The 14,369-nt window shown below is 75.6% G+C and carries 9 protein-coding genes; 5 read left to right on the top strand and 4 right to left on the bottom strand.

Features of this window, described 5'->3' with window-relative positions:
- Entirely contained in the window at positions 1 to 1,344 is a 1,344-nt protein-coding gene (gene mycP / locus ACNAVT_RS18430) for a type VII secretion-associated serine protease mycosin (RefSeq protein WP_416297814.1), read from the bottom strand.
- 87 nt (positions 1,345 to 1,431) lie between these two features.
- On the bottom strand, positions 1,432 to 5,388 hold the full coding sequence (eccCa, locus tag ACNAVT_RS18425; protein ID WP_416297813.1) for a type VII secretion protein EccCa: 3,957 nt from the start codon (positions 5,386 to 5,388) through the stop codon (positions 1,432 to 1,434).
- Positions 5,389 to 5,487: 99 nt separating this feature from the next.
- Between eccCa and eccD the strand changes: the two genes are divergently transcribed.
- A complete protein-coding gene (eccD, locus tag ACNAVT_RS18420) occupies positions 5,488 to 6,891 on the top strand; it encodes a type VII secretion integral membrane protein EccD (protein WP_416297811.1) in 1,404 nt (467 codons plus the stop codon).
- Between the two features lie 63 nt (positions 6,892 to 6,954).
- Here eccD and ACNAVT_RS18415 read toward each other — a convergent pair whose 3' ends face one another.
- Positions 6,955 to 7,461, bottom strand: coding sequence for an inorganic diphosphatase (locus ACNAVT_RS18415; protein ID WP_416297810.1), 507 nt, complete (start codon positions 7,459 to 7,461; stop codon positions 6,955 to 6,957).
- Between the two features lie 508 nt (positions 7,462 to 7,969).
- Here ACNAVT_RS18415 and dacB point away from each other — a divergent pair.
- The 4 genes from dacB (at position 7,970) to ACNAVT_RS18395 (ending at position 13,362) form a co-directional block, all read left to right on the top strand.
- The gene (gene dacB, locus ACNAVT_RS18410; protein WP_416297809.1) at positions 7,970 to 9,403 is read left to right on the top strand and encodes a D-alanyl-D-alanine carboxypeptidase/D-alanyl-D-alanine-endopeptidase; all 1,434 of its coding nucleotides are present in this window, start codon (positions 7,970 to 7,972) and stop codon (positions 9,401 to 9,403) included.
- A 77-nt stretch (positions 9,404 to 9,480) separates the two neighbouring features.
- Positions 9,481 to 10,551, top strand: coding sequence for a zinc-dependent metalloprotease (locus tag ACNAVT_RS18405; protein ID WP_416297807.1), 1,071 nt, complete (start codon positions 9,481 to 9,483; stop codon positions 10,549 to 10,551).
- Positions 10,552 to 10,623: 72 nt separating this feature from the next.
- Entirely contained in the window at positions 10,624 to 11,655 is a 1,032-nt protein-coding gene (tilS, locus tag ACNAVT_RS18400; protein ID WP_416297805.1) for a tRNA lysidine(34) synthetase TilS, read from the top strand.
- A gap of 78 nt (positions 11,656 to 11,733) precedes the next feature.
- Positions 11,734 to 13,362 (top strand): gamma-glutamyltransferase family protein, encoded by a 1,629-nt coding sequence (locus ACNAVT_RS18395; RefSeq protein WP_416297803.1) that lies wholly within the window; start codon positions 11,734 to 11,736, stop codon positions 13,360 to 13,362.
- Here the strand turns inward: ACNAVT_RS18395 and ACNAVT_RS18390 are convergent, their stop codons facing one another.
- Positions 13,363 to 14,322: a GlxA family transcriptional regulator gene (locus tag ACNAVT_RS18390; RefSeq protein WP_416297801.1), complete on the bottom strand. Its 960-nt coding sequence runs from the start codon at positions 14,320 to 14,322 to the stop codon at positions 13,363 to 13,365. It abuts the gene before it with no gap.
- Between the last annotated feature and the right edge of the window lie 47 nt (positions 14,323 to 14,369).

Raw genomic sequence — 14,369 nt, 5'->3', positions numbered from 1 at the left:
TCAGCGGCGGGCCTGCCGGATCCGGCGGACCACGAACGCGGCGCCGGTGACCAGGGCGACGAACAGGGCGAGGCCGGCCCAGAGCCGCTCCGGCGCCGATTCGTCGGGCTGGCCGGCGGGGTGGGCCGCCCACCGGGTCTGCTGCTTCGGGGCGCTGAGGGTGAACGGGTCGGTGCCCTGCCCGGCGGCCTCCCGGGTGTCCAGTTCCGAACCGGGCGCCGGGCCGAAGCCGACCACGCCGGGGGTTTCGTTGTCGTCGAGCGGGTTGCGCCCCACCGAGGGCACCTCCGCGGTCAGCGCGGCCACCGGATCCACCATCCCGAAGCCGAACCGGTCGTCGCGGCCGGTGGGGCCGAGGTCCTTCGCGGTGCTGGTCATCCGGTTGATCACGTCGCCCGCGGACATCTGCGGGTACCGGGCCCGGATGAGGGCGGCCGTCGCGGTGACCAGGGGCGCCGCGAAGCTGGTCCCCTGCACCCGCCAGTATCCGCCGGGGCGGGCTCCGAACAGCGCGGTCGCCGGCGCGGTGAGCACGGTTTCGGGGCCGGTGATCGAGCCGGACCACAGGTTCCGGCTGTTGCGCTCGAGACCGGCGACGGCGACCACGCCCGGCTCGCGGGCCGGGTACCAGACCTTGGAGCTTTTCGAGGTGGCCAGGTTGCCGGTGCAGGCGACCACCACGACGTCCCGGGCGAAGGCGTAGTCGAGGGCCGCGGCGAGGGCCGGGCTGTCCCCGCTGCCGCCGAGGGACAGGTTGATCACCCGGGCGCCGTTGTCGACCGCCCAGCGCACTCCTTTGGCGACGATCAGCGCGTCGTCGTAGCGGTTCTCGTCGTCGAGCACCCGGACCGGGAGGATCTTGACGTCCGGCGCCAGCCCGACCACCCCGCGGTCGTCGTCGGCACGCCCGGCGATCAGGCCGGCGACCGTGGTGCCGTGCCCCACCGGGTCGGGCCCGTCGGCACCGTCGGGAGAGACCAGATCGAGGCCGGGAAGCACCTGACCGGCCAGGTCCGGGTGGGAACCGTCCACCCCGGAGTCGATCACCGCGACCACCACGCCGCGCCCGGTCGACGTCCGCCATGCGGCCTTCGCCCGCAGCTCGTCGAGCTGCCACTGCTCGTCGCGGATCTGGTCCGCCCGGGTGGTCGTGTCCACCGGGGGCAGCCGGGCCGGCTCGGGTGCGGCGACCGGTCGCACCGTGACGGCGGAGTGGGCCGGGGCGGCGTGCGCGGGCGGGGCGAGCGGGCCGGCCACGGTGGCGACGGCGGCCGCCATCCCGAGCAGCGCGCGTCCGGCGAGACGCCGGGGCACGGCCGGAGCCTCCTGCCGATCCCTGGTCACATTCCCCAGCCATTCCGTCGCGACAGAAACATGTTGCTCGGAGATTACCGGGTTTCCCGTGCGTCACGGTGCAAGTTGGTGAACCGTTCAACCAGGCGGTAGGTGGGCCAGCTGCACCAGCCGTACGCCGTCTCGGCGGGTGACCAGGCGGCCCCGGCCCGGTGGCAGCGGACCCGCCTTCACCTGACCGACGAGCGGGCCCTCCTCCGGACCGCCCGACATCACCAGCCCGGCCGTGGACAGCTCCCGCAGCCGCTGGATGATCGGCTCGAACGAGGTCCGGCCGGCCCCGCCGGAGCGGCGGGCCAGCACCAGGTGCAGGCCGACGTCCCGGGCGTGCGGCAGGTGCTCCTCGAGTGCGCGCAGCGGGTTCGTCGGGCCCCCGGCCACCAGGTCGTAGTCGTCCACCAGCACGAACAGCTCCGGCCCGGTCCACCATGACCGGCTGCGCAGCTCGGCCGGGGTGACCTCCGGTCCCGGAAGCCGTCCCTGCAGATAGCCGGCCGCCGACTCGATCAGCTCGGTGGTGTGCGGCGCCGCCGTCCCGTACCCGATCAGGTGTGGCGTCTCGATCGTGCCCATCAGGCTGCGCCGATAGTCCACCAGGATCACCCGGGCCTGCTCCGGGGTGAACCGGTCGATGATCAAGGTGGCCAGCGCGCGCAGGAACGACGACTTGCCGCACTCGGCGTCGCCGAAGACCACGAAGTTCGGCTCGGTGGCGAAGTCCAGCACCACCGGGCGCAGGTCCGCCTCGGCCACCCCGATCGGGAAGGCCAGCCCGCCGGTCGCGCTCTGGTCCAACTCGGCGTACGGGAGCACCGGCGGGAGCAGCCGCACCCGGGGTGCCGCCGGCCCGGCCCACGCCCCGGCGACCGCCTTCACCAGGTCGGTGGTCTCCGTGCCCAGCCCGGTGACCCGGGGTGCGGCGGTGAGGAAGTGCAGCCCAGCGGCGGTGATCCCGCGCCCCGGCTGCTCCTCCGGCACGGTCGCCGCGATGGCGCGCTTGACCACCACGGAGTCGGCCGGGTCGCCGAGGCGCAGTTCGAGGCGGGAGCCGAAGAGGTCCCGGATCGCCGGCCGGAAGTCCGACCAACGCAGCGCGCTGGCGACCACGTGCACCCCGTACGCCAGGCCCCGGGTGGCCAGCTCGGTGACCAGCGGTTCCAGGTCCTCGTAGTCGCTGCGCAGGGTGTTCCAGCCGTCGATCACCAGGAACACGTCGCCGAACGGGTCGGTTCCGGGCTGTCCGCCGGCCAGCGCCGTGGCCCGCCGCCGTCGCCAGGCCGCCATCGACTCCACGCCCGCCTCGGTGAAGCGCTGCTCCCGCGCCGCCAGCAGGGTGGTGATCTCCCCGACTGTCCGCCGTACGGCGGTGGCGTCGGCGCGCCCGCTCACCCCGCCGACGTGCGGCAGGTCGCGCAGCGTGCCGAGCGACCCGCCGCCGAAGTCGAGGCAGTAGATCTGTACCTCGGCCGGGGTGTGGGTGAGGGCCAGCGTGCAGATCAGCGTGCGCAGCACGGTCGACCGGCCGCTGCGCGTGGTGCCGACCACGGCGACGTGTCCGGCCGCCCCGTCCAGGGCCAGCCAGAGCAGGTCCCGGCGCTGCTCGAACGGCTTGTCCACCACGGCCACCGGAACCTGGAGGGCGCCGTGCAGCTCCGGGTTGCCGACGGTGATCCCGCGTACCGGGTCGGCGCCCACCTGGCCGAGCAGCTCGTCGAGGGAGGGCGCCTCGTCCAGCGGCGGCAACCACACCTGGTGGGCCGGCGGCCCCTGCCCCGCGAGCCGCCCGACCAGCAGGTCGAGCAGGCTCTCCGCGGCCTCCTCCACGACGGGGAGCGCGGCCGGGGCGGCCGGCTCGGGCACCGGCACCAGGTGGGTGGAGAAGGTCAGCAGCCGGGGCGTGCCCGCGTCGGTCCCGCCCGCCGGACGGCCCCGGCGGCGCACGGCGCCGGAGACGTACGCGGCCTTGAACCGGACCAGCGGGTCGGTGCCCGAGCGCAGGTAGCCGTGCCCGGGGGTGCGGGGCAGCTCGTACGCGTCCGGCACCCCGAGCACCGTCCGCGACTCCAGCGCCGAGAAGGTCCGCAACCCGATCCGGTACGACAGGTGGGTGTCGAGCCCGCGTAGGCGCCCCTCCTCCAACCGCTGGCTGGCCAGCAGCAGGTGCACGCCGAGCGATCGGCCCAACCGGCCGATCTGGACGAACAGGTCGATGAAGTCCGGCTTGGCGGAGAGCAGCTCGGAGAACTCGTCGCAGACCAGCAGCAGCGACGGCAGCGGAGCGAGGGGGGTGCCGGCGGCGCGGGCCCGGTCGTAGTCGCGCAGGCTGGCGAAGTTGCCGGCGCGGCGCAGCAGCTCCTGCCGGCGCATCAGCTCGCCGTTGATAGCGTCGACCATCCGGTCGACCAGCGGCAGCGCGTCGGCCAGGTTGGTGATCACCGCCGCGGTGTGCGGCAACCGCTCGAACGGGGCGAAGGTGGCGCCGCCCTTGAAGTCGACCAGGACGAAGTTGAGCTGCTCCGAGCTGTGTGTGGCGGCCAGCCCCAGCACCAGGGTGCGGAGCAGCTCCGACTTGCCCGAGCCGGTCGCGCCGATGAGCAGGCCGTGCGGGCCCATGCCGTCCTGCGCCGACTCCTTGAGGTCCAGCTCGATCGCGCCGCCGTCGGCGCCCACCCCGATCGGCACTCGCAGCCGATCCCGAACGGCCCGGGTCGCCCAGCCCTGTTCGGCGGTGAAGTTCTCCGGATCGCCGATGCCGAGCAGCTCCGGCAGGCCCGGTTCGGCGCCGGGCGGGGCGTCGGGCCCGCGTACCGCGCCGGCGAGCCGCAGCGGGGCGAGCCGGCGGGCGACGGCCTCGGCCTCGGCCAGCTCCAGCCGGTCGGCGGTGCCGACCTCGGCGACCCCCTCGGCGGAGTGCGAGTGCAGCCGACCGTCGACCAGGTCGAGCAGGAGCGCGTACCGATCGAGCAGGCGGGGCGGCGGGGTGTCCAGGTCGATCACGGTGACCGCGTCGATGCCGCCGTCGCCGGCCAGGTCGGTGGCCCCGGTCAGGTCGCCCCCGTCGAGCACCACCACCACGTGCGGGCCGTCGGTGGCCGGGCCGGCAGGGCTGAACCGGGGCCGGCTGGCCAGCACCTCGTCGAGCAGCCGTTCCAGCTCGGCGGCGGAGGTGGTGACCAGCCGGACCGGGCCGAGCGCGTCGGTGCGGCTCGGGTGGTGGGCGTGCGGCAGCCACTTGACCCACTCCCAGCACGCCCGCCGTTCCGGGCCGGCGCAGACCGCGACCAGCAGCTCGTCGGGGGCGTGGAAGGCGGCGAGCTGGGTGAGCACGGCCCGGGCCAGCGCCTGTGCGGCAGGCGAGCCGGCACCGGTGACGCCGGCCCCTGGGCCGCGGACGAAGACCCGGGCGAAGCTGCGCAGCGAGAGCGCCACCGGCAGGTCCGGCACCACCGAGTACGCGTCGAGGAAGCGTCGCAGCGCGCCCGCGGTCATCGGCTCCAGCTCCTCCAACGGGCGGGTGACCGGCGGAACCAGGGGGGTGGCCAGCGTCTGCGGACCGACACCCACCCGGACCACGGCGAAGTCGGGATCGCGCGGTCGGCGCTCCCACACCCGGTGGCTGTGCACCGTCGACCAGAGCCGTCCGGGGTCGGGGTGCCGGTAGTGGAGCCCGGCCCGCTGTGCCACGGCGGTCTCCCGGACCCGGCGCCGCAGGGCGGCCAGGTGCCGCAGGTACTCCCGGCGGGCGGCCATCATCTCCGACTTCTTCGGCCCGGTGCTGCCCCAGGAGGTCACCAGCATCGCCACCGACGAGAGCCCGAACATGCCGCCCACCACGTACGAGTAGGCCCCGCCGCCCCGGCCGAACATCATCGCCATCGCCACCGTGCCGCCGAGCATGGGCAGCACCATCAGCGCCTGCTGCCACCGCCCGCCGGTGCCGACGGGGATCTCCGGCGGCGCCTCCACGGGCAGCTCACCGGCCGGGATCTCCGGCGCCGGACGGCGCGGCGGCCGCTTGATGACGACAGTGGACACTCACCCTCCCATGGCTCTCGGTAACCCGAGCCTGGCTCATCGTAGGTAAAGTCCTGTCGTCCGTCAGGCACCGTCCCCGCTCGATATGGAGAGACACCGATGACAACCGGGCTGGCCCGGATCACGATCAGCGCCCCTCAGCGACGGGTGGACGTGGCCCTGCCGGAGCAGGTCCCCCTGGCCGAGCTGCTGCCCGAGGTGCTCCGGCACGCCGGGCAGGGGCTCGCCGACGACGGGGAACGGCACGGTGGATGGGTGCTGCGCCGGACCGACGGCGCGGTGCTGGCCGCCGCGCAGCCGCTGCTGACCCAGGGGATACGCGACGGCGAGGTGCTGCACCTCGTCCCGGCCCGCGCGCAGTGGCCCGAGCTGGAGTACGACGACGTGGTCGAGGCGATCGCCGACGGGGCCAGGCGGCGTGGCGCCGCCTGGTCGCCCGAGGCCACCCGGGCCGCCGCCCTGGCCGGGGCGGGCGTGCCGCTCGCCGTGGGGCTGCTCGCCGTGCTGGCCGCCGGGCCCGGGTACCGAGCCGGCTGGCCGGTCGCGGCCGGGGTGGCCCTGCTCCTCGTGCTCGCCGCCACCGCGGCCTCCCGGGCGTACGGAGACGGTCCGGCCGCCGCCACGCTCGGCGGATACGCCCTGCCGTACGCCGCCGCGGCCGGCGCCCTGGCGGTCGGTTCGGGGGACCCGGTCGGCTCGTTCGGGCCGCTGCCCTGGATGGGCGCGCCCGAGCTGCTGGCCGCCTCGGTGGCGCTGCTGCTGGCGTCGGTGCTCGGCCTGCTCGGGGTGGCGAGCCGGTCCCGGGTCTTCGTGGCCGGTGCCACCGTCGGGGCGGCCGGCGCGCTCGCCGCCCTCGGCGGGCTGTTCCTGGGCCCGGCGGGCACCGCCGCGGTGCTGCTCTGCGTGCTGGCCCTCGCGTTCGGCGGGCTGCCGCTGCTGGCCATCCGGCTCGGCAAGGTGCCGCTGCCGCCGATCACCCTGCCCGCCACCGTCTCGGCCGGCGGTCCCGACGGCGTACGCGACCTGCCCGACCGGGGCCGGGTGCACGCGGCGGTGGCCCGGACCGAGGAGATGCTGACCGGGATGCTGCTCGGGCACGCCGTGCTGACGGCCGCCGCCGCGGCGGTGCTGGTCACGACGAGCGGGTCGGCCGGCCGGCTGCTGGTGGCGGTCGGCTGCGCGGTGCTGCTGCTGCGCTCCCGGCTGTTCGTGGCGATCCGCCACCGGGTGCCCACGGTTGCCGCCGGCCTGGCCGGGTACGCCGTGCTCGGCGCGGTGCTCGCCGCCCACTCCGGCCCGACCGGCCGGCTCGCGCTGGCCGTCGGCGGAATCGCCGTGGCCCTGCTCGCCGTGGCGGCCGGCGCCACGTACGCCCGGCGGCCGGTCTCCCCGTACCTCGGTCGGCTGGCCGACCTGGCCGACACCGCGCTGGTGGTCTCCGTGGTGCCGGTGGCCTGCGCGGTGCTGGATCTCTACGACCGGGCCCGTGGGCTGCTCGGTTGACCATGCGCGCGGGCCCGGGTCGCTCGGCTGAGCGGCCCGGGCCCGTCGACGTGGCAGATCGGATCAGTGCATGGTCTCGCCGCGCTCGGCGGCCTCCTTGGCGCGCCGGTACGAGGCCTGGATCTCGGCCTCGGCCTCGGTGCGGCCCACCCAGGTCGCGCCCTCGACCGACTTGCCCGGCTCCAGGTCCTTGTACACCTCGAAGAAGTGCTGGATCTCCAGCCGGTCGAACTCGCCCAGGTGGTGGATGTCCCGCAGGTGCTCCTGGCGCGGGTCCTCGTAGGGAACGCAGAGGACCTTGTCGTCGCCGCCCTTCTCGTCGGTCATCCGGAACATGCCGATCGTGCGGCAGCGGATCAGGCAGCCCGGGAAGGTGGGCTCGGGGACCAGCACCAGCGCGTCCAGCGGGTCGCCGTCCTCGCCCAGGGTGCCCTCGATGAAGCCGTAGTCGGCCGGGTACTGCGTGGAGGTGAAGAGGGTCCGGTCCAGCCGGATCCGGCCGGTCGCGTGGTCCACCTCGTACTTGTTGCGGTGACCCTTCGGGATCTCAACCGTGACGTCGAAATCCATCTTCCACGCTCCCTCGTTTGCCCACGCTGGCTAACGGAACCAGTGGCGCCGCGCTCGGACGGGGGAAAGCGCCCCCGCCGGCTCCGGCCGCCGCATAGTGTTCGGACCGAAGTAGTGTCACCCAAGGTGCTTTCGAACGGGGGAGGAGGGGGTCGTGGGGAGGGAAGATTCACACTACCGCCCCGAGGGGGTTGACGGACGGAACTCCGGCCGTTCCGGTTCCAGCGGCGCCACCGGCCGCGTACCGGTCCCCGGGGCGAACCTTCCGCGCACCCCGGCACGGCCGACCGGCTCCGCCCCCGTCGGCCGCCCCGACCCCCAGGCGTACGGCGTAGATCCGGCGGGTCGGGCCGACCCGGGGTGGTACGCCCCGGATCCGGTAGCCCCGGCGAGCTGGCCGCCGCACGACACCACCGGGGGGATACCGGTGAGCCCACCCGTCCCGCCGTACGGTCCGGCCCCGGCCTCGCCGCCACCATCGCCACCCCCTCGACCTCGGCTCCGGCTGGTGGCGGTGCTGTCCGTCGTGCTGGTCGTCGCCCTCGCCGCCGTCGGGCTGGCCGTGGTCCGCCCCGGTCCGGTCGCCGGCTGGCTGGGCGGCGACACCGCGCCGGAGGCGAGTGCCCAACCGCCGGAGCCCGACCCGCCGGCCGTGCTCGCGGGTGCCGACGCCAACGCGCCGCTGCCGACCCTCGAGGGGGTGCGCGCGGCCCTCGACCCGCTGGTCCGCGCCGCCGCGCTCGGCGACCGGGTGAACGTGTCGGTGGCCGACGTGGCCACCGGCCAGGAGCTCTACGGCCGTGGGCAGGACGCCCCAACCGTCCCCGCCTCGGTGACCAAGCTGGCGACCGGGGTGGCCGTGCTGGCCGCCCGTGGCCCGGCGTACCGGATCCCCACCCGCGCCGTGGCCGGCGCGAACCCCGGCGAGGTGGTCCTCGTCGGCGGCGGCGATCCCACCCTCGCCTTGGACAAGAACGGCTTCTACCCGGGCGCGGCCCGGCTGGACGACCTGGCCGCCCAGGTCCGCAAGGCGCTCGGCGGCACCGCGCCGACCAAGGTGACGGTCGACTCGTCCCTGTTCAGCGGCCCGGTCTACGAGCCCGGCTGGGACGCCGACATCCCCACCGGCGGGTTCGGCGCGGCGATCAGCGCGCTGACGACCGACGCCGGCCGAAAGGACCCGGAGGGGGCCCGGAAGAACTTCGACGAGGCCCACGGCGCGGCCGAGCGGGTGCCCCAGCCGGATCTGACCGCCGGCCGGCAGTTCGCGAAGGTGCTCGGGCTCTCCGGCGACGCCGCCGAGGTCAAGCGGGGCAGCGCGCCCGCCGCCTCCGGCGCGTCCGCCGCGGCCGGGGCGGCCCCCGCGCCCGGCACCGAGCTGGGCAAGGTCGAGTCGCTGCCGATGGTCCGACTGGTCGACATCATGATCAGCGACAGTGACAACGTGATCGCCGAGTACCTGGCCCGGCAGGTGGCGGTCGCCAAAGACAAGCCGGCCTCGTTCGTCGGCGGCGCGGCCGCCACCGACCAGGTGCTCGGCGAGCTGGGCCTGCCGGCCGACGAGATCAGCCTGGCCGACGGCAGCGGACTGTCCCGCACCAACCGGATCAGCCCGTCGCTGCTCACCGACCTGATCATCCTCGCCGGCAACGGCAGCCACCCCGAGCTGGCGGCGATCTTCGGCGGCCTGCCGGTCGGCGGCTGGTCCGGCACCCTGGACGACCGCTACCAGGGATCGGTGACGAAGGCCGGGGCCGGCGTCGTCCGGGCCAAGACCGGCACGCTGACCGGGGTCAACGCCATCGCCGGGCTGGTCACCACCGCCGACGGCCGGCTGCTCACCTTCGCCGTGCTCACCGACCGGACGCCGGCGGGCACCGACGCGACCCGGGAGGCCCTCGACCGGATCAGCTCCACGCTGGCCGGTTGCGGCTGCCGCTGACCGTTGGCCGCCGGACCGGCGTCGATCAGCGGTCGCGAGCCCGGGTCGGGGTGTCGCGGCGCGGGTACGGTGGGTTCATGGCGCAGTTCGTGGACTGGGATCTGGCCGCCGCCACCGCGGGGGCGTTGGGTAAGTCGGGCCCGCGGGTGTCGTACGCCGAGGCCACCGACGTGGTCAGCGAGCTGCGACGGCTGACCGAGGAGGCGGCCGGGCACGTCGCCGACTACACCGGCCTGCGCGCCCAGGTCACCCACCCACCGGTCCGGGTGGTGGACCGCCGGGACTGGGCGGCCGCGAACATCGCCGGATTGCGCGAGGTGATCACGCCGCTGGTGAGCCGCCTCTCGGGGGACAAGCGCCCCGGGCCGCTGACCGAGGCGATCGGCTCCCGGCTCACCGGGATGCAGGCCGGCACCGTGCTGGCCTACCTCTCCGGCCGGGTGCTCGGCCAGTACGAGGTCTTTGCCGGCGATCCCGGCCAGCTGCTGCTGGTCGCGCCGAACATCGTCGAGGTGGAGCGGAAGCTGGGGGCCGACCCGCAGGACTTCCGGCTCTGGGTCTGCCTGCACGAGGTGACCCACCGGACCCAGTTCACCGCCGTGCCGTGGATGCGGGCGTACTTCCTGAGCGAGGTGCAGGCGTTCGTGGACGCCGCGCAGGGCGGCGAGCATCTGCTGGAGCGGCTGCGGCGTGGCATCGGCACCCTCTCCGAGGCGGTGCGGGACCCGAACAGCCGGGCCAGCGTGCTGGACATCGTGCAGACTCCGGCGCAGCGGGCCGTGCTCGACCGGCTCACCGCGCTGATGACCCTGCTGGAGGGGCACGCCGAGTTCGTCATGGACGGGGTCGGCCCGCAGGTGATTCCCAGCGTCGAGTCGATCCGTGCGGCCTTCAACCGCCGCCGCGAGTCCGGCAACCCGCTGGAGAAGGCGATCCGCCGGCTGCTCGGCGTCGAGGTCAAGATGCGCCAGTACGCCGAGGGCCGCAAGTTCGTGCACGGCGTGGTCGACCGGGTCGGCATGGCGGGCTTCAACAAGATCTTCGGCTCGCCGCTGACCCTGCCCCGGCTGGACGAACTGGGCGACCCGGACGCCTGGGTGGCCCGGGTGCACGGGGGGCCGGCCGGCGCCACCCCGGCCGCCGGCTGAGCCGATCGCCCTGTGAGCGCGAGGAGTGAGCCGGGTTTGCGAGCCCCGCAGTCGCGAACGAAGACTGGCGCCGTGGCCGCGCTCGCCCCGCCGGTTGCCGCCGTCCGGGTCGCCGTACGCCGGGCCCTGGCCGGCTTGCCCGAGGCGGGGCCGGTGCTGGTGGCCTGCTCGGGCGGCGCCGACTCGCTGGCGCTGGCCGCCGCTACCGCCTTCGTGGCGCCCCGCCTCGGCCGCCGCGCCGGCCTGGTGACCGTCGACCACGGCCTGCAACCCGGTTCGGCCGGGCGGGCCGAGGCGGTCGCCGGCTGGGCCCGCGAGCAGGGCCTGGATCCGGTCGAGGCGGTGCCCGTGCGGGTCGACGGGCGTGCCGGCGGCCCGGAGGCGGCCGCCCGGGAGGCCCGGTACGAGGCGCTCGTGACCACCGCGCGGCGGCACGACGCCGCGGCGGTGCTGCTCGGCCACACCATGGACGACCAGGCCGAGACCGTGCTGCTCGCGCTGGCCCGGGGGGCCGGCCCGCGTGGCCTGGCCGGCATGCCGGAGCGCCGCGAGCTGGCCGGGGTGCCGCTGCTGCGGCCGTTGCTCGACGTCTCCCGGGACGACACGCGCAAGGCGTGTGTCGTGCTCGGCCTCACCCCGTGGGACGACCCGCACAACGCCGACCCGGCGTACGCCCGGTCCCGGGTCCGCGCCGACGCGCTGCCGACCCTGGTCCGGGCGCTCGGCCCCGGGGTGGTGGACAACCTCGCCCGGACCGCCCGGCTGATCGCCGCCGACACCGCTGCCCTCGACGACCTCGCCGCCGCCGCGCTCGCGCCGGACCCGCCGGCCGAGGACCGTGCGGTGGCGGTCCGGCCGGTGCGTGCGGCCGAGGGTGGCCTCTCCGTGGCCGCGCTGGCCGCGCTGCCGGCGGCGGTACGCACTCGGGTGCTGCACGCCTGGGCCCGCGAGCTGGGCGCATCGCCGGCCGCCCTGTCGCACCGGCACGTGGCCGCGCTGGACGCCCTGGTCACGGCCTGGCACGGGCAGGGCGCGGTGCACCTGCCCGGCGGGCTGCCGGTGGTCCGCCGCGCCGGCCGACTCGTTCCCGCCGCTCCCGGCTGACCCGCCCGTCCCGGGAGCCGGACGCCGTCCGGGTGACGCGGGCTCGCCGGGAGCCGCCGGAGGCGGTAGACAGAGCGCATGGCGTACCCCCGACAGCCGCTGTTCGCCCCCCACGGTGCCGTCGCCACCAGCCAACCCCTCGCGGCGGCTGCGGGCCTGGCCGTGCTGCGGCGCGGCGGCAACGCCGTCGACGCCGCGCTGGCCGCTGCGATCACGTTGACCGTGGTGCAGCCGCCGTCGAACGACATCGGCGGTGACCTCTTCGCGATCGTCTGGGACGGCGAGCGGTTGCACGGTCTGAACGCCTCCGGCCGCTCCCCGGCGGCGCTGACCCGGGAGCTGGTGCTGGCCGTGACGGACCGGCGGGGCGCGGAGCCGGTCGACGCGCTCGGCGGTGGGCAGGCGGCGGGGCGGGCCATGCCGGCCCGCGGCTGGTTGCCGGTGACCGTGCCGGGTGCCCCGGCCGGCTGGCGGGATCTGCACGACCGGTTCGGCTCGCTGCCCTTCACCGACCTTTTCACCGACGCGATCGGCTACGCCGAGCACGGCTACCCGGTCGCCGCCGGCACCGCCGCGACATGGGCGCGCGGGGTCGCCGCGCACGACGGCCTGGCCGGGGAGGAGTACGCCGAGTTCCGCCGCGTGTTCACCGTGGGCGGCAGGGCTCCGCGAGCGGGCGAGTGGTGGCGCAACCCGGATGCGGCCCGAACACTGTGGCGGATCGCGGAGAGCCGGGGCGAGGACTTCTACCGGGGGCGGATCGCGGCGGCTCTCGACGCGTACGCGGCCCGGACCGGCGGGTTCGTCACCGGCGATGACCTGGCCGTGCACCGCTCCACCTGGGTCGACCCGGTCGGCGTCCGATACCGGGGGCACGAGGTGTGGGAGCTGCCGCCGAACGGGCAGGGGATCGCGGCGCTGCTGGCGTTGCAGATCCTGGACGGGGTGGACCTGGCCGCGCTGGATCCGCAGGAACGGCTGCACTGGCAGATCGAGGCGGTGAAGCTCGGCTTCGCCGACGCGCACGCGTACGTCGCCGACCCGGAGCGGGCGGACGTGCCGACGACGGCCCTGCTCGACCCCGCGTACGCGGCGGCCCGCCGGGCGCTGGTCGACGGGCGGGCGGGGGATCCGGTGGCCGGCGAGCCGGAGCGCGGCGGCACCGTCTATCTCTGCACGGCGGACTCCGGCGGCATGATGGTCAGCTTGATCCAGTCCACGTACCTGGCCTTCGGCTCGCACGTGGTGCTCCCCGGGTACGGTTTCGCGTTGCAGAACCGGGGCACCGGCTTCCGCCTCGACCCGGACCACCCGAACACGGTCGGGCCGGCGAAGCGGCCGTTCCACACCATCATCCCGGGGTTCCTGACCCGGGACGGCGCGCCGGTCGGCCCGTTCGGTGTGATGGGCGGGCACATGCAGCCGCAGGGGCACGTCCAACTCGTCTCCGCGACCGTCGACGCCGGGCGCGACCCGCAGGCCGCCCTGGACACCCCGCGCTGGTACTGGCATGCGGGCCGGACGCTGCTGGTCGAGCCCATGCTCGCCCCTGACGTGGTCGCCGGCCTGCGGACCCGGGGGCACGAGATCACCGTCGCGGCGGAGCCGTCGGTCTTCGGATACGGCCAGGCGATCTGGCGCTCGCCGGCCGGCGGGTACGTGGTCGGGTCGGAATCCCGGGTGGACGGCGCGATGCTGGGCTGGTGATCAGGCCTCGACCCGGTCCCGGAAGGTGGTCCGGTAGGCGTGCGGGGTGGTGCCGACCCGGCGGGTGAAGTGGTGCCGGAGCGCCGCCGGGTCGCCGAAGCCGGCCTGGCCGGCGACGCTGTCCACGCTCAGCCGGGTCTCCTCCAGCAGCCGCCGGGCCAGCAGCACCCGCTGGTTGGTCAGCCAGTCGTGCGGGGTGGTGCCGGTCTCGGCGCGGAAGCGGCGGGCGAAGGTGCGCGGCGCCATGCCGGCCCGGGCGGCCAGCTCGTCCACGGTCACGGCCCGGTCCAGGTGGCCCATCAGCCACTCCAGCACCGGCTCCAGGGTGGGCGCCTCCGGTGCCTTCGGGATCGGTGCCTCGACGTACTGGGACTGGCCGCCGTCGCGGTGCGGCGGGACGACCATCCGCCGGGCCAGCCGGGTGGCCACCGCCGACCCGTGTTCCTGGCGGACCAGGTGCAGACAGGCGTCGATCCCGGCGGCCGTGCCGGCGCTGGTCAGCAGCCGCCCGTCCTGCACGTACAGGGAATTGCACCGCACCCGGGCCGCCGGGAACCGCCGTTGCAGGTCGTCGACGTGCCGCCAGTGGGTGGTGCAGTCCCGCCCGTCGAGCAGCCCCGCCTCGCCCAGCACGAACGCGCCGGAGCAGACGCTGAGCAGCCAGGCACCCCGGTCGGCGGCCCGGCGCAGCGCCTCGAGGACCGGTGCCGGGACGGCCGCCCCGTCGGAGTGCGCCGGTACGGCCACCAGGTCCGCGTCCTCGACCGGGGTCAGGTCGGCGTGCGGGGTGAGCAGGAAGCCGGACCGGCTGCGGACCGGCCCACCGTCGGCCGTGCAGACGTCGAACCGGTAGGCGGGAAAGCCGTCGGCGGTGCGGTCGGTGCCGAACACCTCGGCGAGGACGCCGAGCTCGAACGCGGCGACCTCGTCCAGCGCGATGACCGCCACGGAACGGAGCATGTGACCAGGGTAACCCGGGGGGTGGCAGGAAATCGATGCCCTGTGGC

The organism is Micromonospora sp. SL4-19, assembly GCF_047921475.1.
Taxonomy (GTDB): domain Bacteria; phylum Actinomycetota; class Actinomycetes; order Mycobacteriales; family Micromonosporaceae; genus Micromonospora.
This window is presented reverse-complemented; position numbering and strand designations above follow the sequence as displayed.

What these genes read in the sequence shown, in the direction of transcription:
- ACNAVT_RS18390 (WP_416297801.1), bottom strand. Translation starts at nt 14,322, where the DNA reads ATGCTCCGTTCCGTGGCGGTCATCGCGCTGGACGAGGTCGCCGCGTTC.
- ACNAVT_RS18405 (WP_416297807.1), top strand. Translation starts at nt 9,481, where the DNA reads ATGGCGCAGTTCGTGGACTGGGATCTGGCCGCCGCCACCGCGGGGGCG.
- ACNAVT_RS18415 (WP_416297810.1), bottom strand. Translation starts at nt 7,461, where the DNA reads ATGGATTTCGACGTCACGGTTGAGATCCCGAAGGGTCACCGCAACAAG.
- eccD (WP_416297811.1), top strand. Translation starts at nt 5,488, where the DNA reads ATGACAACCGGGCTGGCCCGGATCACGATCAGCGCCCCTCAGCGACGG.
- ACNAVT_RS18395 (WP_416297803.1), top strand. Translation starts at nt 11,734, where the DNA reads ATGGCGTACCCCCGACAGCCGCTGTTCGCCCCCCACGGTGCCGTCGCC.